The organism is Solwaraspora sp. WMMA2059 (genome assembly GCF_027497315.1).
Taxonomy (GTDB): Bacteria; Actinomycetota; Actinomycetes; order Mycobacteriales; family Micromonosporaceae; genus Micromonospora_E.
Window position 1 is genome coordinate 1,805,356 of the sequence record NZ_CP114908.1, and the last position, 19,234, is coordinate 1,824,589.

A 19,234-nucleotide genomic window follows, 5' to 3' on the forward strand; every position below is an offset into this window, starting at 1 on the left:
ACGATCCGGACCGGGTGCAGCCGTACGCCGACTAGACGAGTAGTTCCGAAGTCAGGGGTCGATGTCCGGGCATGAGGAGAGGGCATCCAAGATCATGTTGTGACGCAAGACCTGGACACCCTCTTGACCGCACTGTACGTGAAGATCGACGACAGCATCCGCACGCCCCGGTGGCGCGGCAGACCACCACTGCTGACCGACTCCGAACTGGTCTGCCTGGCCGTGGCGCAGGTCCTGCTCGGCGCCCGTTCCGAAGCCCACTGGATCCGCTACGCCCGGGTCCACCTGGCCGGCATGTTCCCCTACCTACCGCAGCGGCCCGGCTACAACAAACGGCTCCGCGCCGCCCTCCCGCTGATCAAGAAGACGATCCGGAACCTGGCCCGCGACAGCGACTTCTGGTTCGACAACCACTGGATCGTCGACTCCACCCCGGTGCCGTGCGGCATGTCCCGCCCCACCGTGCAACGTTCGGACCTGGCCGGCTGGGCCGGATACGGCTACTGCGCCTCCCACTCCCGGTTCTTCTGGGGACTGCGCCTGTACCTGGTCTGCACCCCGACCGGGATGCCGATCCTGTGGGCCCTGGCGAACCCGAAGATCGGCGAGCGGGAGGTCCTCGCCGCGATGCTGGAGGTCGAGGCCGGTGTCGTCGCCGAACACGACGGCATCCTGTTGATCAGCGACAAGGGCTTCGCGTCCGGACCACTCGAGCGGGAACTCGCCGACCAGGGCATCACCCTGCTACGCCCGTCACGCAAGCGGGAGAAGGCCCGCTACGGCGAACCGATGCTCAAGAAGGTCCGGCAGCTGATCGAGTCGGTCAACGACACCCTCAAGGGCCAGCTTGATCTTGAGGAACACGGTGGGCGGACCTTCGTCGGCGTCGCCGTACGGGTGGCCCAGCGACTCCTCGCGATGGCCGCCGCGATCTGGCACAACAACAAGACCGGCGCACCCGTCACCCGGTCCCTGATCGCCTACGACCACTGACGGGACTTCGGAACAACTCGTCTAGTACTTCGGGCTGGGACCGAAGCGGTTCGGGCCGGGGGTGCCGTCCTGCACGGTGAAGATCAGCATCACGAGGGGGCCGATCAGCGGGATCGGCGAGATCAGCACCCACCAGCCGGATCGTTCGGTGTCGTGCAGGCGGCGGACGGCGACCGCCAGCGAGGGCAGTGCGAGCGCGAGGAGGGCAACCACATAGAGAATGCCGAGGTTGCCCCCGTCCAAACCGGTCCCCAGCAGGAGGTCGAGGATCGACCCCACGATGGCGACGGCGGTCGAGAACAGGACGAACCACCAGTACTCGGCGCGGCGAGCCCGGCCGCTGAACCCTACGTACCGGGTCAGGGCCGAACGGACAGCTTCGGTGAACGACATGACGTTACTCCAGCATTGTGGACATATGAGCAGCGGTGCGGCATCAGGGTACGCGAGCGTCCGCCGCGCTCTGGCGTCCGATCCGTCAAACCCTGTCCGGGATGATCTCCCCGCACATCGAGCCCTCGGTCCCTTCGGTCGCAGCGTCGATCTCGAAGGTGTTCACCTGGATGCTGGGAACACCGCCTCGCCGTCTGCTGGTGCTGATAGCTTGTCCACCTTCTCCGTACTCCGCTGTACCAAACGTTCTTGCACGGCGGGCCGTTTGCTGGTCGACACCGCCCGGGTCGCGTCCGCCGAGGTCCGGCTACGCCCGTCCGCCCGTACAGTGGTCGCCGAGGTCGCCCGGTGCACACCGCCGGCTGCCGGGGTGGCCGCGACGCTCAGGCCGACCCGGTGAGGTTGTTGCACTCCGGGGCAAACCCGAGGTGCTTCCGAGGACGTGATGCCACAGGTGCATCTCGATGCATCTCTGGCATCAAGCTTAGCTGGTACCCCGACCCGGTGAGGTGACACTGCATCCACCGGCTGATGACCGGCAAGAGGAACGACGTCGACCCGGTCGAGGTCGAGCGGTGGATCACCGCCCGCATCGCCAAGCACAAGGGCAACCCGTCTTCGTCGAGCTCGGCAAGCGGCTCGCCGCCCGGCGCGAGAAGTACGCTCACGCGCAGCAGGCCAGTCTTGAATTCCTCAAGAAACTCTTCGCCCTCGCCCGTAACACCGTGGCTGCGGAAAAGGCCGCCGCCGGGGTTCCGCCCGAGGAGCAGGGGAAAGCGGCGCTCACCGAACTCTTCGAATCCCTCAAGGGCGAAGACACCCCCGATCATCGTCGATAACGTCGTCGACGAGGTCGACGAGGTGGTCCGCGCGGTCCGTTTCAGCGGATGGCAGGACACCTACGAGGGTGACCGTCTGGTCCAACAGGCACTGCGGAAGACCCTCTACATCAAGTTCAGGATCCGCGACAACGCCGTCTTCACCCGCGCACTCGACTACATCCGCGAGTACTATCAAGGCACGCCTTCAATAGAAGACTTGGTAACTACTCGTCTTGTCGTAGCTGGGGTTATCTGGCGCGGCGACAACCAGTAGCGTGGCAGGAGGTGCGATCCGGGGTGTGATCGCGTTTCCGTGCGACGAGGAGGTTCGGGATGGACCCCATGCCTGGGTTGACCTTCGGGCAGCGTCTGAAGGTCTACCGTGAACGATCCGGCAAGACCCGGGCCGTGCTTGGTGGCCTCGTCGGTCGCAGCGCCGAGTGGGTCAAGGCAGTGGAATCCGATCGAATCCTGCCGCCGCGCGTACACATGCTGGACCGCATCGCCCGCGTGCTGAAGGTGGATGTATCCGTGCTGGTCGGTGAGCTGGGCGGCCGCTCGGCCGTGGTGAACGGACCGGAGCATCCCGCACTGGCGTCGGTCCGTGACGCCGTGAATCGCACGGCACTGTTCAATGACGTCGCGCCACCGCCGCTGAACGAGATCCGCGAACGCCTCGCGGCGGCGTGGCGAGCACGCCATCAGGCGGCTGATCACCGTACGGTGCTGGGTGCACTGCTGCCCGAGCTGTTGCGGGATTTGCAGCGTGCGGCGCTGACGTACCAGGGCGACGAGCGACGGCAGGCGCAGGCGCTGCTGTCGCAGGTGCTGGGGCTGGCGCAGATGTTCCTGGCTTACCAGCCGGCGGCGGAACTCCTGTGGCGCGTCGCGGACCGTGCGATGGTCGCGGCTCAGGAGTCGGGGGATACCGAAGCATTGGCGTGCGCCGGTTGGTTTCTATGTCAGGTGCACCGGGATGCAGGAGACTGGGACACCGCTATGGCGGTGACGCTGGATGTCGTTTCGACGGTGGAACCTCAGATGGCCGAGTCGAGCGCGAACTTGCTCGCGTTGTGGGGAGCGCTGAACTTCGAGGCCGCCTACACCGCCGCCCGTGCCGGCGAGGAGGGCCGTGCCTGGCGGTACTGGGACCGCGCCGACCAGGTTGCTCAGCGACTTCCACGAGGCTTCTACCAGCAGCAGACGTCGTTTTCCCGGATCATCATGGGCGTGCATGCGGTGACGGTGGCCGTGGAGCTGCAGAAGTCCGGCGAGGCGGTGCGGCAGTCACGACGAATCGATCCTGCGGCAATCCCGTCGCGGCCCCGTCGAGCCCGACATCTGATCGAGGTAGCCCGTGGCCATCACGGCAAGGGCCACACCGAGGCGGCTGTGGCAACTCTGCGGCAGGCGTACGAGTCGGCGCCGGAGACAATTCGCTTCAACGGCTACGCCCGGCAGATCACCCTCGACCTGCTCGACGGGCCACGGGCGATGCGGGATGAGGCCCGTGACCTTGCGCTGAAGGTTGGCTTGCTCGCGTAGCTCGCCGTGAGCGCCGGCAATCACGACGAGCGGTGTTGACTGCGGCGACGCGGTACCAGGTACCGTCTGGCATGGCGGCGCGCCGGGAGGTAGAGGCCCCGACCGCGCCGCCGCCCAGCCTCTACCTGGGGAGACATCATGGATACGTTCGGATCACGGCTGCGGACATTTCGCGAACGCAGCGGTAAGACCCGGGCCGTGCTCGGCGGCCTCGTCGGCCGTAGTGCCGAGTGGGTCAAGGCCCTCGAATCCGGTCGGTTGCTTACCCCCCGGCTGCCGATGCTGCTGCGGCTCGCGGAAGTCCTGGACATCGACGACCTGTCCGTGCTGACGGGAGATCAGTCTCTTCCTGTAGCCTCAGTCACCCGTGCCGGCCACCCCGCCATCGACAGCATTGCTGCGGCAATGCACCGAACCACCCTTCCGGTCGGTGATCCGTTGGCGGCCGCTGCCCTTCGTGCTCGGGTGGACCAGGCGTGGATCGCCTGGCATCACGCCAGTGCTGAGCGGACTGCGGTTGCCGCGCTGCTGCCCAGGCTCCTTGTCGATGCCCGGCTCGCGGCACGTCTTCTCGACGGCGCCGATCGTCGACAGGCTGCGACCGAACTGGCTCGGGTCTACCATCTGGTGCAGTTGTACGCGGCGCACCAGCCACAGCCACAGCTGGTCTGGTTGGCGGCCGACCGGGCGATGCTGGCTGCCCAGGATGCGGACGACCCTGGCGCGATAGCTGCTGCCGCCTGGTATTACGCCCACGTGTATCGCTCCGATGGGCAGCCCGACGCCGCCGAGCAGGTGCTCGTGGACGCTCTCGATCTGTTGGACGGCAGCGGTGGTGACGATCAACTAGCCAGGTGGGGACAGTTGCAGCTGGGCTTGGCCCTGGGCCATGCGCGAGCCGGCCGGGCAGGGCAGGCCTGGCGCTACTGGGATTCGGCGGATTCCGTCGCACGTCGGTTGGGTACCGGGTACGTGCACCCGTGGTTGATGTTCGGTTCGGTGGTCGTCGACGCTTTCGGGGTGACTATCGGAATCGACCTTGCACGCCCGGGCGAGGCGGTGCGCCGGGCTACGGGGGTCGATTACTCGGCTTTACCGTCACGGACCCGGCGGTCCGGTGGACTGATCGACGCCGCTCGGGCGCATCTGATGCGACGGGACGAGGTAGCGGTGGTGCATCTTCTGGGCCGGGCCCTGCGCGAGTCGGTAGAAACTGTCCGCCACCAGCCGCACGCCCGGGGCATGGCCATGGAATTGGTAGGGCGAACCGGCGTGGTGGGCGAGGACGCCCGGGAACTCGCGCTGGCGATGGGAATCGATTGGTAGTTGTACCTGGGGTACAGATTGTCCCTCTTGGATGACCGGCCTGCTCATAGCGTGGTGTGTGGGCCCGACGCCGTACCCGCGATCGCCCTTTTCGCGCGTCGGGCCCGCCTAGCGGCGGCGGCCCAGGGTCGACACGGAGAGCCACCCCGGGTCGCCGCCCTCCACATGCCATGAGGGGGACATCGTGCTCGGAAAATGGTTTCAGCGGCCGGACGTCGTGATCGACGTGGTCTACCCGGTGCCGGGTCGTCGCCGGTACGCCGACCGGTGCGCGCCGCCGGACCGGCGGCCCGCCACCCGTACCGATCGGGCGGAGCGCCGTGGCGGTAACGCCGGCCGGCACTACCTGCCGTGACCGGGCCGGAGCCTTCCCGACCGCCGGAGCCGCTGCGGCCGCCCGGGTCGCATGAGCCGGCGCATGAGCCGTGTCGGCCTGCGTGGACGTGCGCGGTGTGCCCGGACGGCACGCCGTGGCCGTGTTCCCCGGCGCGGGTGCAGCTGACCGAGGCGTACGCCGTCGACCCGATCGGTCTGGCGGCGGGCCTGGCGGCGATGATGCCGCGCGCCGCCGACGAGGCCGGCATCGTCGACCCGGCGGAGCTGCACGAACGGTTCGTCTCGTGGACGTTCGCCGGCGCGGCCGCGCCGGCACCCGAGGTGAAGCGGCGGTGACGGTCGACGGTGGCGCCGTACGGGTCCGTGACGACCTGCCGATCGGTCGCCGGGTGGCGCAGTGGCGGGCCCGGCGGCGGATGACCCAGCAGGTGTTCGCCGACCGGATCGGCAAGTCGAAAAGCTGGGAAGGTCGAACGCGGTGCCCGCCGGTTGGACAGGTTCTCGGTGATCCACCAGATCGCCGAGGTGCTGCGGGTCGACCCGGCCGAACTCGTCGGCGCGGCCGGGTCGACGACCCCGCCACCGGGAGTCGGTTCGGCGGTGCCCGGGGTGGAGGCGGTGCGCGCCGCCCTCGCCTGCTACGACATCTTCGGCGTTGCTGCCGTCGCCGACACCGGCACGGCACCGCCGGATGTCGGAGCGACCACCCGGCGGGTCGAGCATGCCTGGCTGGCGTACCGGCACGCCCACTACCCGCAGCTGCTGCGAATGCTGCCCGACCTGCTCACCGCCGCGCGGCGGCGGCACGCCGCCGACCCGGTCGGTGGCGCGCAACCGCTGGTGCAGGTGTACCGGATCGCCTCGTCGGTGCTGGTCAAGCTCGACGAAACCGACCTGGCCTGGTTGGCGGCCGACCGGGCGATGACGGTCGCGTCGACCGCCGGTGATCCGCTGCTGGCGGCGACGGCGGCGGTGCCGCTGGGGCAGACGCTGCGGGCGGTGGGCCACGGCAGGTTGGCGATGTCGGCGACGATCGCCGCCGCGCACCGACTCGACCCGGCCGGCCCGGCCGACGACGGTCCGCCGCCGCGGCTGTCGGTGTACGGCACGCTGCTGCTGCAGGCCGCGTTGGCCGCCGCCGAATGCGACGACGCCGCCGCCGTGCGGGAGCTGACCGGGCAGGCCGGAGACGTCGCTGACCAGATCGGCGACGGTCATGACCACCAGTGGAGCGGGTTCGGGCCGACGGCGGTCGAGCTGGCCCGGGTGGCGGCGGCCGCCGACCTCGGCGAGGCGGAAGAAGCCGTACGCCGACACGATGTGCTGGTGCGGCGTTCCGGCTGGCGCGGGTTGCCGGCCGAGTACCGGGCGGCGTACCTGGTCGACGTAGCGCGGGCGGCACTGCAGTCCGGGGACCTGATCATGGCGGGCCGGTCGCTGGTCGACGCCGACCGGGTCGCGTCCGCCGAGGTCCGGCTGCGGCCGTCCGCCCGTACGGTGGTAGCCGAGGTCGCCCGGTGCGCGCCGCCGGCTGCCGGCGTGGCCGGACTGGCCGCGACGCTCGGGCTGACCCGGTAAGACTGAGTTGCTGGTGACCAGCCCGGATCAAGGAGCAGCGGACCAGCGGCGGCTGCCGTTCAGTTCGGCACTGGCACCGCTACCACGGTCACCAGACCCTCCAAGCCGGCGAAGTCGTCGGGGTTTGTGGTGTAGATCGGTAGGCGGTTGCCAATGGCAATACTCGCGATCATGAGATCTGCCGTACGTGCTCTCGGCTTGCGCCCTGCGGCCAGTACGGCTGCGACAACTCTGCCGAACGCCCGGGCCGCCTCAGCATCGAACGGAAGCGGGTCGAACTCCGACTCGGCCCGCTGGAGCACGTCCAACCGGCGCGCACGCTCTACTGGGTCGTCGGTGTGATGTGGGCCTGCGGACAACTCGGCGAGGGTGACTGCGCTGATCGACATCGTATCCGGAAGTCGGGCATGGTCGATTTGTCGGCGCAAGATCAGTATGTTGGTGTCGAGCAGCCCGTGGACTTCAGAGTTCATAAGGGTCCTGAAGCTCGTTTTCCATTGCGCTGTCCAGATCACTTCGGAACCGCGCCGCGTCGATGACCGGCGCGTTCGCAGACACCCCCGCGAACTGCTCCCGCGTCACCACTCGATGCCGACGCAGTGGGATCAGCTCCCCAATCGGGGTGCCGTTGCGGGTGACGACGAACGACTCGCCATGCGCGACGGCGTCCATGATTTGTCCGGATCTTGCCCGAAGATCCCGCTGCGTCAGTTCCGCTGCCATACCCGGACCCTAACATGATGTGGCACCAGGTGCTACGTGGTGGCACGATCGGTCGGGCGGAGTGGCGGGGTTGGCCGTGACGCTCGGGCGACCCGGTGAGGCTGTTGCACTCGTCCGGACTGCTGCTCTAGGGTCGCGCGGAAAGCGCTTGCCGACCCAGCGAGGAGGGCGCGTGCCGGCGACCAGTCCGAAGATCCACAGCGGCATGTGTTCCGTCACCCTGCGGCAGCAGCCGGCTTCGGCAGTGCTGGACGTCGCCGCACGGGCCGGCCTGCGTCGCGTCGAATGGGGCGCCGACGTGCACGTACCGCCGGGTGACACCCGCACCGCGACCTCGGTGCGCGACGCCGGCCTGGACCGGGGCGTCGGGGTCGCCTCCTACGGCTCCTACTTCCGGGCCGGCTCCGACCCGGACGAGGACTTTCCGGCCGTACTGGCGGCAGCGGTCGCGCTCGGCGCACCCCGGATCCGGATCTGGGCCGGCACCCTCGGCTCGGCGCAGGCCAGCGCCGACGAGCGCCGCGCGGTCGTGACCGCCACCCGGGCCGCCGCGCAGCGGGCCGCCGACGCCGGCGTCACCCTCGCCTTCGAGTACCACTCCGGCACGTTGACCGACACGGCCGAGTCGACGCTGCGGCTGCTCGCCGACGTCGACCATCCGGCGGTACGCACGTACTGGCAGCCGCCGCTCGACCTGCCCGACGCCGCCGCCGTCGACGACCTGCGGCAGGTGATGCCCTGGGTCGACGCGGTGCATGTCTTCTCCTGGTGGCCCGGCTACCAGCGACTGCCGTTGACCGCCCGCGACCGACTCTGGCGCGACGTTTTCGCCGAACTGCGCGGTGCCGGCCGCAACTTTGACACCCTGCTGGAGTTCGTGATCGACGACGATCCCGGCCGGGTCGCGATCGAAGCGGCAACGCTGACCCGGCTGATCACAACGGACCGTCGTGCCGGCTGAGCCAGACCCGGCGGCAGCAGCGGCAACGGCCGGGCCCGGGCCGCTCGCCCGTCGGTGGGCGGCGCTGGACCCGCAGCTGCGGACGGCAGCGCTCGGCCGGGCACGGCAGGTGTACGACATCGGCGGCACCGGCCGGGCGGCCTGGCCGCACGTCGACGAGGTCACCGAGCGGGCCATCGTGGCCGCCGCCGAGGCCGACCGGGGCACCGCCTGGCCCCGACTGCTGCTGTCCGACTACGCCCGCTACTGGCGCGACGGGGTCCGGACAGCGTACGAGCAGCCCGCCGGTGGGCTGCGGCGGCGTACCGCCACAGCCGCGCTGGCCGCCGCGCTGCACGGCCAGCCCTACCTCGACGAGGCCGCCGACGGGCTGCTGCAGCTCTGCGAGCAGACCACCTGGTGCTGGGCCGCGCACGAGCAGTTTGCCGCCGACCGCCGGCACGTGGTGCCCGACGTCGACCGGCCGTACCTGGACCTCGGGGCCGCCGAGACGGTGGCCGTGCTTGCCTGGGCCGACCTGATCCTCGGCGCGACGCTCGACGAGCGCACCCCGGGGCTGCGCCAGCGGATCCGCCGGGAGACCCGCGCCCGGGTGATCGAGCCGTTCCTGGGCAGCCGTGACTGGCACTGGCTCGGCCTGGACGGGCACCTGCACAACTGGAACCCGTGGATCCACGGCCATCTGCTGGCCGCCGCGTTGTTCCTGGTCGACGACGCGGACATTCGGACCCAGGTGGTCGACCTTGTCGTCGACGGGCTCGACCGCTACCTCGGCTCGCTGCCCGCCGACGGCGGCTGCGACGAAGGCTACGCGTACTGGTGGAACGGCCCGGCCCGGCTGGCCGAAGCGCTCGACCTGCTCGACCGGGTCCTCGACGGGCGGTTGGATCCGTGGCGGTGGGCGCCGCTGCCGCAGCTGGCCCGCTACCCGCACCGGATGGCCCTCGGCGGCGGCTGGTACGTCAACGTCGGCGACGGCCCGGCCCGGCCGAGCGACGCGCAGCCGTGGCAGGTCCTGCACCGCTGGGGCCGGGCCACCGGCGACCGGCAGGTGATCGACTTCGCGGCCAGTCACCGTACCCTGGGCGAACCGGCCGTGACGGTCGCCGCCGGGCTGGGCCGGGCGGTACGCGGGCTGACGGATTCGCGGTGGTTCACCCAACCACCGACCGCTCCGCCGCTGCCGGTCACCACCTGGCTGCCCGACCTGCAACTACTGGTCAGCCGGGAACGGGCCGGCAGCTCGGCCGGGCTGACCGTCGCGGTCAAGGGTGGGCACAACGACGAGAACCACAACCACAACGACGTCGGCTCGTACCTCGTCGCCCTGGACGGGTGCCCGGTGCTGGTCGACCTCGGCCAGCCCACCTACACCGCGATCTCGTTCACCGACCGCCGGTACGAACAGTGGGTCACCCGCAGCCAGTGGCACAACCTGCCGGTCGTCGGCGGTCACGGTCAGGCCGCGGGCCGCGACTTCCGGGCGTCGGCGGTCGCCGTCGACACCGGTGCCGACGCCGACGCGCTGCGCCTCGACCTGGCTGGTGCCTACCCGCCGGAGGCCGGCTGTCGGTCCTGGCGGCGGCAGGTGCGGCTGGACCGACGCCGGTCGACGGTGACCGTCACCGAGCGGTGGCGCGTCGACGACCCGACCGGGCTGCGGCTGCACCACGTCCTCGCCGGCGAGCCGCTGGCCCACGTCGCCGGGCGGCTCGCCGTACGGGCCCTGGCCGGCGGGATCCTCGTGCTGACCTGGGAACCGCAGCTCGGTGCCGGTCGGCTGGACCGGCAGCCGGTCGACGACCCGCTGCTGCGCGACGTCTGGGGCGACGCCGTGCACCGGCTGGTGCTCACCCTGCCGGCCCAGCGGACCGGCTCCGTCACCGTGACCGTCTCCGGAGGTCCCGAATGAACGCCGATGACCAGGCTGCCGAGGAGCAGATCGCCGACGACCGGCGGCTGTCCCCGTACACCGGTTACACCCGCGCGCACTGGGGGGCGGCCGCCGACCGGATGCTGCTGGCGCTGCGTCCGTACGCCTCGCCCGACCACGCCCGGATCGGCCTGCCCGGCCGGCCGAGCGCCTACGGACCGGACAGCGACTCGCTGGAGGCGTTCGCCCGGTCGTTCCTGCTGGCGGCGGTCCGGCTACGCGGCGAGGCCGGCGCCGACCCGCACGGGCTGGCCGACTGGTACGCCGCCGGGCTGCGCGCCGGCACCGACCCGATCTCGCCGACCGCCTGGCCCCGCCCGGACCGACTGGACCAGGCCAAGGTCGAAGCCTGCTCGATCGCGCTCGGTCTGCACCTGACCCGCCCCTGGCTGTGGGACCGGCTCGACGAGGCGACCCGGCAGCGGACCGTCGACTGGCTCGGCAGCGTCGTCGGGCAGCGGTACCCGCCGATCAACTGGGTGTGGTTCCAGATCGTCGTGGAGACCTTCCTGCGCTCGGTCGGCGGCCCCTGGTCGACTGAGGACATCGAATCCGGGCTGCGGGTGCACGAGTCGCTGTACCGGGCCGACGGCTGGTACTCCGACGGACCGGAGCGGTCCTACGACCACTACGTCGGCTGGGCGTTGCACGTCTATCCGCTGCTCTGGGCCGACCAGGCCGGTGAGCTGTGCCCCGACGGGCTGCGTCAGGCGTGGCGTCAGCGGCTCGCGACGTTCCTCGACGACGCGGTCCGGCTGATCGGGGCCGACGGGTCGCCGCTGATGCAGGGCCGCAGCCTGGCGTACCGGTTCGCGGCGGCCGCACCGCTGTGGGTCGGGGCGATGACCGGCGCGACCGAGGTGGCGCCGGGGGTGTTGCGCCGGGCGGCGAGCGGGATGCTGCGTCACTTTCACGACCACGGGGCACCGGACCGGCGTGGCCTGCTGCCCATCGGCTGGCACCATGAATGGCCGGCGATGGCCCAGTCGTACTCGGGGCCCGGGTCGCCGTACTGGGCGGCGAAGGGGATGCTGGGGCTGGCCCTGCCGGCCGATCATCCGGTGTGGACGGCGACCGAACAGCCGTTGCCGGTCGAGCGGGCGGACCTGCTGGTGGCGGTGCCGACGCCGGGCTGGCTGGTCACCGGCACCCGCCGTGACGGTGTGGTCCGGGTGGTCAACCACGGCACCGACCACTCGGTGCCCGGCGACGAGCGCGCCGACTCGCCGCTGTACGCCCGGCTCGGCTATTCGACGGCGACGATGCCGCCGCTGACCGGGGCCACCGTTGGCGACCCGTCGGACAATTCGGTCGCCGTCGTCGACGCGACGGGCCGGCGCAGTCACCGCAACGGGTTCGTGACGGTCGACTGCCGGCTGGTCGACGGGGTCGGTTGGGCGGTGTCGCGGGCCGACGCCCACTGGGTCGACACCGACGATGACGCCGGCCCGGACCACGGGTCCGGCCGGCGGGGCCGGCTGCGCCGGGGCCCGGTGGTGACGGTGGCCTCGGCGGTGCGCGGCCCGACCGAGGTGCGGCTGGCCCGGGCCGACTCCGCCGACGGTCTCGACGGCGGCACCGGGCTGGAGTTCAGCGGCTGGCCGGTCGCCGGTGACGTACCGCCGCCGGCGCGTACCGGCGACGACCCGCCGGTGTCCGTCGTGGCCGGTGCCGCGGTGACGTCCCGGCTGGTCGGCCTGACCGGCTTCGAGCATGCGCTGGTACGCCGCGAGCGGGGTACCTCGCCGCTGGGTGATCAGGTGGCGGTGCCGGTGTTGCGGACCGCCGCCGCGCCGACACCCGGCCGGGTGTACGTCGCCGCCGTGACCCTGACCGGCGCCGGGGGAGACCCGGCCGACGCGGCGGTGCCGGTGGTGACGGTGACGGCCGGCGGCGCGGGCGACTCGGTCGACATCCGCTGGCCGGACGGTCACGCCTCGACGCTGCTGCTGCCGGCCGCGCCGGGGTGAGCTCAGCGGGTCGGCCGGGGCGTGGACGAGTCACGGATCACCAGTTCGGGGGTGATCAGCACCCGTTGCACGGGGCGGCGTCGGCCCTCGACCAGCCGGGCCACCATCAGCTCGACCGCCACCCGGCCCACCTGGCTCTTCGGTGGGCGGACGGAACTGAGCGCCGGCTCGGCCAGGTGTGCCACCTCGTCGTCGTAGGAGACCAGGGCGAGCTGGTCGGGGATCGGCACGCCCTGCTCGGCGCAGTACTGCGCGACCGACATGGCGTCCGGGTCGCCGTGCACGATCAGCGCGGTGACGCCTTCGCGGCGGCACCGCCGCAGCACGTCGCCGATGATCCCCCGGTGCCCCGGGGAGTCCAACGCGACCGCCTCCCGGATGACCAGGTCGGCGGGCAGGCCGAGGTCCGCACAGGCCAGCGCCCAGCCCTGGGCGAGGTGGGCGGAGGTGGGGCTGCCCTTGGACAGCACCAGCCCGATCCGGCGGTGGCCGTGTTCGTGCAGGTGCCGTACGGCCATCTCCAGGCCGAGGGCGTGGTCGCTGCGGACCCATTCGAGCTGGCGCAGGGTCGGGGTCCACCGGGGGGCCTGCCGTTCCACCAGGATCGTCGGCACCGGCAGGTTGCCGATCCAGGCGATCATGTCGGCGGTGCCGTCGGTGTCGAGGCTGGGTGCCAGCAGCAGACCCTGCACCTGCTGCGCGTCGATCAGCCGGGTGATCTGCCGGCGGTCCTCGGTCGGGTCGTAGCTCGACCCGCGCAGCTGGATGTGCACGCCGAGCGAGGCGGCGGCGCTGCGGGCGCCGGTGACGATCTGCGGCCAGTAGTAGTCCAGTGACGGCACGACCATGCCGATGGTGAACCGGGTCGGTGCCACCCGGGGCCGTCGCGGTGCGGGCCCGAGCTGGGTGGGCAGCGTGGCGCCACCGTGCACCCTGGTCAGCAGGTTGCTCTCGGCCAGGGCGGCGATGTCGCGCCGGACGGTCAGCTCGCTGACCCCGAGCAGCGGGGCGAGGTCGGCCACTCGTACCGAGCCGTGTCGGCGCAACTCCTCCAGCAGCCGCTCCCGGCGCTGCAGGTTGAACATCCGATCCGCCGGCATGGGCACTCCCGTCCATGTTCGTTCGCGAACGTTTCCGACCGAATGAGATCGGCTGGTAGCGAGCATGTTCACCGAAGGTTAACCATGTCACATCGGCGAATCCAGCAGGTCCCCACGACGTCGGACGTCGGCCGGAGATTCGCCACCCGAGGAGACACGTTGACGGTGCACACCCCGCCGCAGGCGCTCGTCGTGATGGACCGGGACTCCTACCGGGCCCACTTCGACGAGGCTCGGCTGGAGCGCCTCGGCCGCGTCGTCGTCCTGGCCGATCCGGTCTGGGCCGACGAACTCGACTCGCCTGCCGTGCGCGCCCGACTGGCCACGGTCGAGACGCTGGTGACGTCCTGGGGAGCACCCCCGCTGACCAGGCAGCGGCTGGACACCGCGCCGGCCCTGCGCGCCGTCTTCCACGCCGCCGGCAGCGTCCGCTCCCTGGTGACCGACGAGGTGTGGCGGCGCGGCATCCAGGTCAGCACCGCCGCCGACGCCAACGCCGTGCCGGTCGCCGAGTACACCCTGGCCGCGATCATCTTCGCCGGCAAGAAGGTGCCGTTCATCGCCGCCGACCCCGACCGGGCGTACCGGGGATGGAGCCACCACCACGGGCACGGCGACCTGTCCAACTACCGCCGGACCATCGGCGTCGTCGGCTTCTCCCGGATCGGCCGGCGGGTCGTCGACCTGATCGGCTGCCTCGACTCGGCCCGCTGCCTGGTCGCCGACCCGTACGCCGACCCGGCCGAGGTCGCCGCAGCCGGCGCGACCCTGGTCGAGCTGGCCGAGCTGCTGCCGCACAGCGACATCCTCACCCTGCACGCGCCCGAGCTGCCCAGCACGCACCGCATGATCGGCGCGGCCGAACTCGCGCTGCTGCCCGACCACGCGACCGTGATCAACACGGCCCGGGGCAGCCTGGTCGACCCGGCGGCGCTCGCCGCCGAGTGCCGCTCCGGCCGGCTGTACGCGATCCTCGACGTCACCGACCCCGAACCGCTACCCGTCGACGCCGCCCTGCGCGGCAGCCCGAACGTCATGGTAAGCCCGCACCTGGCCGGTTCCCTCGGCACCGAGATCCACCGGCTTACCGACCACACCCTCGACGAACTCGTCCGCTGGACCGTCGGGGAACCGCTGCATGCCGAAGTCACCCCGGACGCGTTCACGTTGCACGCCTGACCGGCCGGGCTCCGTACCCCCACGAAACCCCGCACCCTCCGCAAAAGGAGTCACCTGATGAACCGACACACCGGCAGGATGAACCGACACATCGGCAGGGCGGTGGCCGCCGCCACCGCACTGGTTCTCGTCACCGCCGGCTGCGGCGGTGGCGACGAGCCGGCCGTCGGCGACGACGGCCGCGAGATCCTCACCATCGCCCTGTGGAACTACGACAGCACCCCCGAGTTCGCGGCCCTGATCGACGGGTTCGAGGCCGCCCACCCGGACATCGACGTGCAGCCGGTCGACATCCTCGCCGACGACTACTCCGAGAAGGTCACCACCATGCTGGCCGGCGGTGACCAGACCGACGTGCTCACCATGAAGAACGTCACCGACTACTCCCGCTACGCGCTGCGTGGCCAGTTGGCGTCGGTCGCCGACGAGGCGGCCGACCTCGACCAGAGCAGGTATCTCGGCCTGGAGCCGTTCGACCTCGACGGGGACTACTTCGCGCTGCCGTACCGGCAGGACTTCTGGGTGCTGTACTACAACAAGGCCATGCTCGCCGACACCGGCGCCGACCTGACCAGCCTCACCTGGGCCGAGTACGCCGACCTGGCCAAGCAGCTGACCAGCGGCAGCGGCCAGGACACCGTCTACGGCACCTACCACCACACCTGGCGCTCCATCATCCACTCGACGGCGGCGGCGCAGAGCGGCGGCGACCTCGTCGGCGGCGAGTACGGCTTCCTCAAGGACCGCTACCAGATGGTGCTCGACCTGCAGGACGCCGGTGCCACACTGCCGTGGGCGACCGCGTCGACGCAGAAGGTCCAGTACCACACGATGTTCTCCACCGGGCAGGCCGCGATGCTGCCGATGGGCACCTGGTACGCCGCCCGGTTGATCGAGGAGAAGAAGGCCGGCGACATCGACGTCGACTGGGGCATCGCCCCGCTGCCGCAGGTCACCGAGGGCGGCCCGGTCACCACCTTCGGCTCGCCGACCGCGTTCGCGGTCAACAACAAGGCCCGCAACTCCGAGGCCGCCCGGACCTTCGTCGCCTGGGCCGCCGGCCCCGAGGGCGCGGCGGCGATCGCCAGCATCGGCGTCTACCCGGCCTACTCCGACGAGACGATCACCGAGACCTACTTCGGTGTCGACGGCATGACCAACGACGAGGTCGCCCAGGCGGCGTTCCAGCCCGACGAGGTGATGCTGGAGATGCCGGTCAGCGAGAAATCCTCCGATGTGGACGTCATCCTCACCGAGGAGCACGAGCTGATCATGATCGGCGAGCGGTCCGTCGACGACGGGCTCGCCGAGATGGGCGAGCGGGTCACCTCCGAGGTCGACTGACCCGCACCATGGCGATCCACACCCCGATCGACACCGTACGCACACCGGCACCCGGCGGTCCGCCGCCGGGTGCCGGTGCGGCACGTCGGCTGCGCCGACGCAACACCCTGGCCGGCTGGAGCTTCATCCTGCCGAACTTCGTCGGCTTCGCCGCGCTCACCCTGGTGCCCGTCGTCGCCGCGCTGGCGCTGGCCTTCATGGAGTGGAACTCCTACAGCACCCCGGAATGGGTCGGGCTGGACAACTTCCGCCGGATGGTGGGCAGCGAGACCTTCTGGACCGCGCTGTACAACACCACCTACTACGCGCTCGGCCACATCCCGTTGACCCTGGTCGCCGCGCTCGGCTTCGCCGTACTGCTCAACCGGGCGCTGCGCGGCGTACGGTTCTTCCGTACCGCGTTGTTCTTCCCCTACATCACCGCGCTGGTCGCGGTGGCCGTGGTGTGGAACATGCTGTTCAACCCCGACGCCGGGCCGGTCAACCAGCTGCTGCGGGCGATCGGCGTCGACAACCCGCCGGGCTGGACCACCTCGACGACCTGGGCGATGCCGGCGGTCATCATCACCAGCGTCTGGCGGGACATGGGCTACTACATGGTGCTCTACCTGGCCGGGCTGCAGACCATCCCGGCCGAGCTGTACGAGGCGGCCCGCACCGACGGGGCGTCGGCCTGGCAGCGGTTCCGACACATCACCGTGCCGTCGCTGCGGCCCACCACCTTCTTCGTGCTGATCATGCTGACCATCTCCAGCTTCAAGGTGTTCGACCTGATCCAGGTGATGACCGAGGGCGGTCCGGGCCGCGCCACGCTGGTGCTGTCGCAGCTGATCTTCCGGGAGGGGATCACCCAGGGCCGGTTCGGCTACTCGTCGGCGATCGCCATGGTGCTGTTCGTGGTCGTCCTGGTGATCACCGTGGTCCAGTTCCAGCTGCAACGGAGGGGGGAACGATGAGCCTCGCCGTGCTGCGCCGGGCCGTCCTGCAGGTGCTGCTCACCGTCCTCGGCCTGGCCGTGCTGGTGCCGTTCGCCTGGATGCTGGTCTCCTCGGTCAAGCTGGACTCGCAGGTGCTCACCGTGCCGATCCAGTGGATTCCGCAGGAGTTCCACTTCGACAACTACGTCCGCATCTGGGACCGGATCCCGCTCGGCACCTACCTGTACAACTCGATGTTCCTCAGCGTCACCATCACCTTCCTTCAGGTGCTCACCGGCAGCTTCGCCGCGTACGGCTTCGCGAAGATCAGCTTCCCGGGCCGCGACCTGCTGTTCCTCGCCTACATCGCCACGATCGCCGTGCCGTGGCAGGCGTACATGGTGCCGCAGTACATCATCATGGAGCGGCTCGGTCTGGTGAACACCCACCTGTCGCTGATCCTGCTGCAGGCGTTCGGGGCGTTCGGCGTGTTCCTGATGCGGCAGTACTACCTGACCATCCCCGACGAGCTGACCGAGGCCGCCCGCATCGACGGCCTCAACGAGTACGGCATCTGGGCGCGGATCGTGCTGCCGTTGTCCAAGCCGGCGCTGGCCAGCCTGGCGCTGCTCACCTTCGTCAACACCTGGAACGACTACATGGGACCGTTCATCTACCTGACCAGCAACGACCTGTGGACCGTACAGATCGGGCTGCGGACCTTCATCGGGCTCTACGAGGCCGAGTACGCCATGATCATGACCGGTTCGGTGCTGTCGATCCTGCCGATCCTGCTCGTCTTCCTGTTCGGCCAGCGCTACTTCGTGCAGGGCATCGCCACCAGTGGGTTGAAATGACGGCGGCCGGGGTGCGGCAACCCGTCCGGCAACCGCTGCGGCCCTCGCTGGCCGCGCGGGTCAACGTCGGCGCGGACACCTGGTCAACGATCTGGTCACTGGTGCACCGGGTGCTGGTGGTCAACCTCGGGCTGGCCGTCACCAACCTGCCGCTGCTGGTCGCGCTGGCCGTGGTCGCCCAGCCGTGGCGCTACCCGGTCTTCTTCGGGCTGCTGTCGGTCAGCATCGGGCCGGCGGTCGCCGCAGCGTTCGGCTACCTGCGGCGGGCCGAGGACGACGACCGGGCACCGGTACGCGAGTACGTCCGCGCGTACCGGCGGAACTTCGCCGCAGCGACGCGGCGCTGGGCGGCGGCGACGGCGCTGGTGGCGGTCCTGGTGACCGACATCGTCTGGCTGCACGACGCCGGCACTGCGGCGGTGCTCGTACCGCTGCTGGTGGTGCTGACCGTGCTGGTGGCCGCCACGACGGTGCTGCTACTGGCCATGGTCGAGCTGGCCCCGGGCCTGGGCATGCGCGCGGCCGTCCGGGCCGCGGCCTGGTCGGCGGTACGCCGGGCGCCGCTGGGCCTGCTCAGCCTGGTCGTGCTGCTGGCCGCCCTGCTGTCGGTCAACCAGGCGCCGCTGCTGGCGCTGGCGACGCTGCCCGGCTGTGCGCTGCTGGTCGTCTGGGTCAACAGCCGCGCCGCACTGTCCGATGCCCTGCCCCTTGAATCGCCTCGGACGTACTAGCGTCGAGGGCGTGCGGAGTAACGATGAGAGCTACGAGCCGCTGACGGTGGCGGGGCTGGGCGCGCTGCTCGTCGGCGCTGACGAGGCGCGACGGTGGCGGTTGGTGGCGGAGTTCCTTGAGGAGCACCGCTGGGAGCCGGCGCAGGAGCGGGCCGCTTTGCTGGAGCAGGAGCCGGCTGTCACCGGTGACGAACACTGGGACGTGTTCCTGGCCGCGTTGACGGAACACCTGGCGACCAAGGATGGTCGCGGGGCACCGGCATGGGTCGAGGCACGATCACTGCGCCGGTTCTGGTTCCCGTTCAACACCCGGGCCGCCCGGGTCGACGCCGTGGTGCACGCCCCGGCGGCGTTCCGCCGTCGCGGAGTCTACGTATCGCCGCAGGAATTGAACGTCGCGTGAGCGCCGCTGATCCGCTCCTGGACCGCGCGGCGATCGAGGACACCTTCCGGCGGCTCGGAGATCGCCTGCACTGACGACAGCACCTGTTTGGTCATACAGGTGCTCCCGGCAGGTGAATGACGGG

At 70.6% G+C, this 19,234-nt stretch carries 22 protein-coding genes; 18 read left to right on the top strand and 4 right to left on the bottom strand.

What is annotated here, in order from left to right; translation table 11 throughout:
• The first annotated feature begins 99 nt into the window (after nucleotides 1-99).
• Nucleotides 100-993 (top strand): IS982 family transposase, encoded by an 894-nt coding sequence (locus O7553_RS08255; protein WP_281553035.1) that lies wholly within the window; start codon nucleotides 100-102, stop codon nucleotides 991-993.
• Between the two features lie 21 nt (nucleotides 994-1,014).
• Here the strand turns inward: O7553_RS08255 and O7553_RS08260 are convergent, their stop codons facing one another.
• Nucleotides 1,015-1,386: a DUF805 domain-containing protein gene (locus O7553_RS08260; protein ID WP_281554221.1), complete on the bottom strand. Its 372-nt coding sequence runs from the start codon at nucleotides 1,384-1,386 to the stop codon at nucleotides 1,015-1,017.
• A gap of 265 nt (nucleotides 1,387-1,651) precedes the next feature.
• On the opposite strand from O7553_RS08260, the gene O7553_RS08265 reads away from it, so the two are divergent.
• The 8 genes from O7553_RS08265 to O7553_RS08300 all read left to right on the top strand — a co-directional run bounded on the left by O7553_RS08265 (nucleotide 1,652) and on the right by O7553_RS08300 (nucleotide 6,992).
• A complete protein-coding gene (locus tag O7553_RS08265) occupies nucleotides 1,652-1,786 on the top strand; it encodes a hypothetical protein (RefSeq protein WP_281554222.1) in 135 nt (44 codons plus the stop codon).
• Between the two features lie 175 nt (nucleotides 1,787-1,961).
• On the top strand, nucleotides 1,962-2,225 hold the full coding sequence (locus O7553_RS08270; RefSeq protein ID WP_281554223.1) for a hypothetical protein: 264 nt from the start codon (nucleotides 1,962-1,964) through the stop codon (nucleotides 2,223-2,225).
• Between the two features lie 22 nt (nucleotides 2,226-2,247).
• A complete protein-coding gene (locus O7553_RS08275) occupies nucleotides 2,248-2,481 on the top strand; it encodes a hypothetical protein (protein ID WP_281554224.1) in 234 nt (77 codons plus the stop codon).
• Nucleotides 2,482-2,540: 59 nt separating this feature from the next.
• The gene (locus tag O7553_RS08280; protein ID WP_281554225.1) at nucleotides 2,541-3,752 is read left to right on the top strand and encodes a helix-turn-helix transcriptional regulator; all 1,212 of its coding nucleotides are present in this window, start codon (nucleotides 2,541-2,543) and stop codon (nucleotides 3,750-3,752) included.
• A gap of 138 nt (nucleotides 3,753-3,890) precedes the next feature.
• Entirely contained in the window at nucleotides 3,891-5,078 is a 1,188-nt protein-coding gene (locus O7553_RS08285; protein WP_281554226.1) for a helix-turn-helix transcriptional regulator, read from the top strand.
• Between the two features lie 184 nt (nucleotides 5,079-5,262).
• Nucleotides 5,263-5,433: a hypothetical protein gene (locus O7553_RS08290; protein ID WP_281554227.1), complete on the top strand. Its 171-nt coding sequence runs from the start codon at nucleotides 5,263-5,265 to the stop codon at nucleotides 5,431-5,433.
• 137 nt (nucleotides 5,434-5,570) lie between these two features.
• Nucleotides 5,571-5,750: a hypothetical protein gene (locus O7553_RS08295; RefSeq protein ID WP_281554228.1), complete on the top strand. Its 180-nt coding sequence runs from the start codon at nucleotides 5,571-5,573 to the stop codon at nucleotides 5,748-5,750.
• Nucleotides 5,751-5,903: 153 nt separating this feature from the next.
• Complete coding sequence (locus O7553_RS08300) at nucleotides 5,904-6,992, top strand: XRE family transcriptional regulator (RefSeq protein WP_281554229.1); 1,089 nt, start codon at nucleotides 5,904-5,906, stop codon at nucleotides 6,990-6,992.
• A 59-nt stretch (nucleotides 6,993-7,051) separates the two neighbouring features.
• Here O7553_RS08300 and O7553_RS08305 read toward each other — a convergent pair whose 3' ends face one another.
• Both O7553_RS08305 and O7553_RS08310 read right to left on the bottom strand, forming a co-directional pair.
• Nucleotides 7,052-7,465 carry a type II toxin-antitoxin system VapC family toxin gene (locus tag O7553_RS08305; protein WP_281554230.1) on the bottom strand — a complete coding sequence of 138 codons (414 nt, stop codon included), beginning with the start codon at nucleotides 7,463-7,465 and terminating at the stop codon, nucleotides 7,052-7,054.
• Nucleotides 7,455-7,715 carry a type II toxin-antitoxin system prevent-host-death family antitoxin gene (locus O7553_RS08310; protein ID WP_281554231.1) on the bottom strand — a complete coding sequence of 87 codons (261 nt, stop codon included), beginning with the start codon at nucleotides 7,713-7,715 and terminating at the stop codon, nucleotides 7,455-7,457. The genes O7553_RS08305 and O7553_RS08310 overlap by 11 nt, the downstream gene beginning before the upstream one ends.
• A gap of 172 nt (nucleotides 7,716-7,887) precedes the next feature.
• On the opposite strand from O7553_RS08310, the gene O7553_RS08315 reads away from it, so the two are divergent.
• From O7553_RS08315 to O7553_RS08325, 3 genes are read left to right on the top strand one after another with little or no spacing between them, the layout of a single operon-like run.
• On the top strand, nucleotides 7,888-8,676 hold the full coding sequence (locus O7553_RS08315) for a TIM barrel protein (protein ID WP_281554232.1): 789 nt from the start codon (nucleotides 7,888-7,890) through the stop codon (nucleotides 8,674-8,676).
• A complete protein-coding gene (locus O7553_RS08320; RefSeq protein WP_281554233.1) occupies nucleotides 8,666-10,588 on the top strand; it encodes a heparinase II/III family protein in 1,923 nt (640 codons plus the stop codon). The genes O7553_RS08315 and O7553_RS08320 overlap by 11 nt, the downstream gene beginning before the upstream one ends.
• Complete coding sequence (locus O7553_RS08325) at nucleotides 10,585-12,579, top strand: DUF2264 domain-containing protein (RefSeq protein ID WP_281554234.1); 1,995 nt, start codon at nucleotides 10,585-10,587, stop codon at nucleotides 12,577-12,579. The genes O7553_RS08320 and O7553_RS08325 overlap by 4 nt, the downstream gene beginning before the upstream one ends.
• A gap of 2 nt (nucleotides 12,580-12,581) precedes the next feature.
• On the opposite strand, the gene O7553_RS08330 is transcribed toward O7553_RS08325, so the two are convergent.
• Nucleotides 12,582-13,679, bottom strand: coding sequence for a LacI family DNA-binding transcriptional regulator (locus O7553_RS08330; RefSeq protein ID WP_281554235.1), 1,098 nt, complete (start codon nucleotides 13,677-13,679; stop codon nucleotides 12,582-12,584).
• A gap of 165 nt (nucleotides 13,680-13,844) precedes the next feature.
• On the opposite strand from O7553_RS08330, the gene O7553_RS08335 reads away from it, so the two are divergent.
• Genes O7553_RS08335 through O7553_RS08360 form a run of 6 tightly spaced genes read left to right on the top strand, consistent with a single transcriptional unit; the run spans nucleotide 13,845 to nucleotide 19,110 of the window.
• The gene (locus O7553_RS08335; protein WP_281555535.1) at nucleotides 13,845-14,858 is read left to right on the top strand and encodes a hydroxyacid dehydrogenase; all 1,014 of its coding nucleotides are present in this window, start codon (nucleotides 13,845-13,847) and stop codon (nucleotides 14,856-14,858) included.
• Between the two features lie 57 nt (nucleotides 14,859-14,915).
• Nucleotides 14,916-16,202 carry a sugar ABC transporter substrate-binding protein gene (locus tag O7553_RS08340; RefSeq protein ID WP_281554236.1) on the top strand — a complete coding sequence of 429 codons (1,287 nt, stop codon included), beginning with the start codon at nucleotides 14,916-14,918 and terminating at the stop codon, nucleotides 16,200-16,202.
• A gap of 8 nt (nucleotides 16,203-16,210) precedes the next feature.
• Nucleotides 16,211-17,158, top strand: coding sequence for a sugar ABC transporter permease (locus tag O7553_RS08345; protein WP_281554237.1), 948 nt, complete (start codon nucleotides 16,211-16,213; stop codon nucleotides 17,156-17,158).
• Complete coding sequence (locus tag O7553_RS08350) at nucleotides 17,155-17,976, top strand: carbohydrate ABC transporter permease (protein ID WP_281554238.1); 822 nt, start codon at nucleotides 17,155-17,157, stop codon at nucleotides 17,974-17,976. Before O7553_RS08345 ends, O7553_RS08350 begins: the two co-directional genes overlap by 4 nt.
• A gap of 11 nt (nucleotides 17,977-17,987) precedes the next feature.
• Nucleotides 17,988-18,707 carry a DUF624 domain-containing protein gene (locus tag O7553_RS08355; RefSeq protein ID WP_281554239.1) on the top strand — a complete coding sequence of 240 codons (720 nt, stop codon included), beginning with the start codon at nucleotides 17,988-17,990 and terminating at the stop codon, nucleotides 18,705-18,707.
• Nucleotides 18,708-18,717: 10 nt separating this feature from the next.
• Nucleotides 18,718-19,110, top strand: a complete 393-nt coding sequence (locus tag O7553_RS08360; protein WP_281554240.1) for a hypothetical protein — start codon at nucleotides 18,718-18,720, stop codon at nucleotides 19,108-19,110.
• Nucleotides 19,111-19,234: the final 124 nt, after the last annotated feature.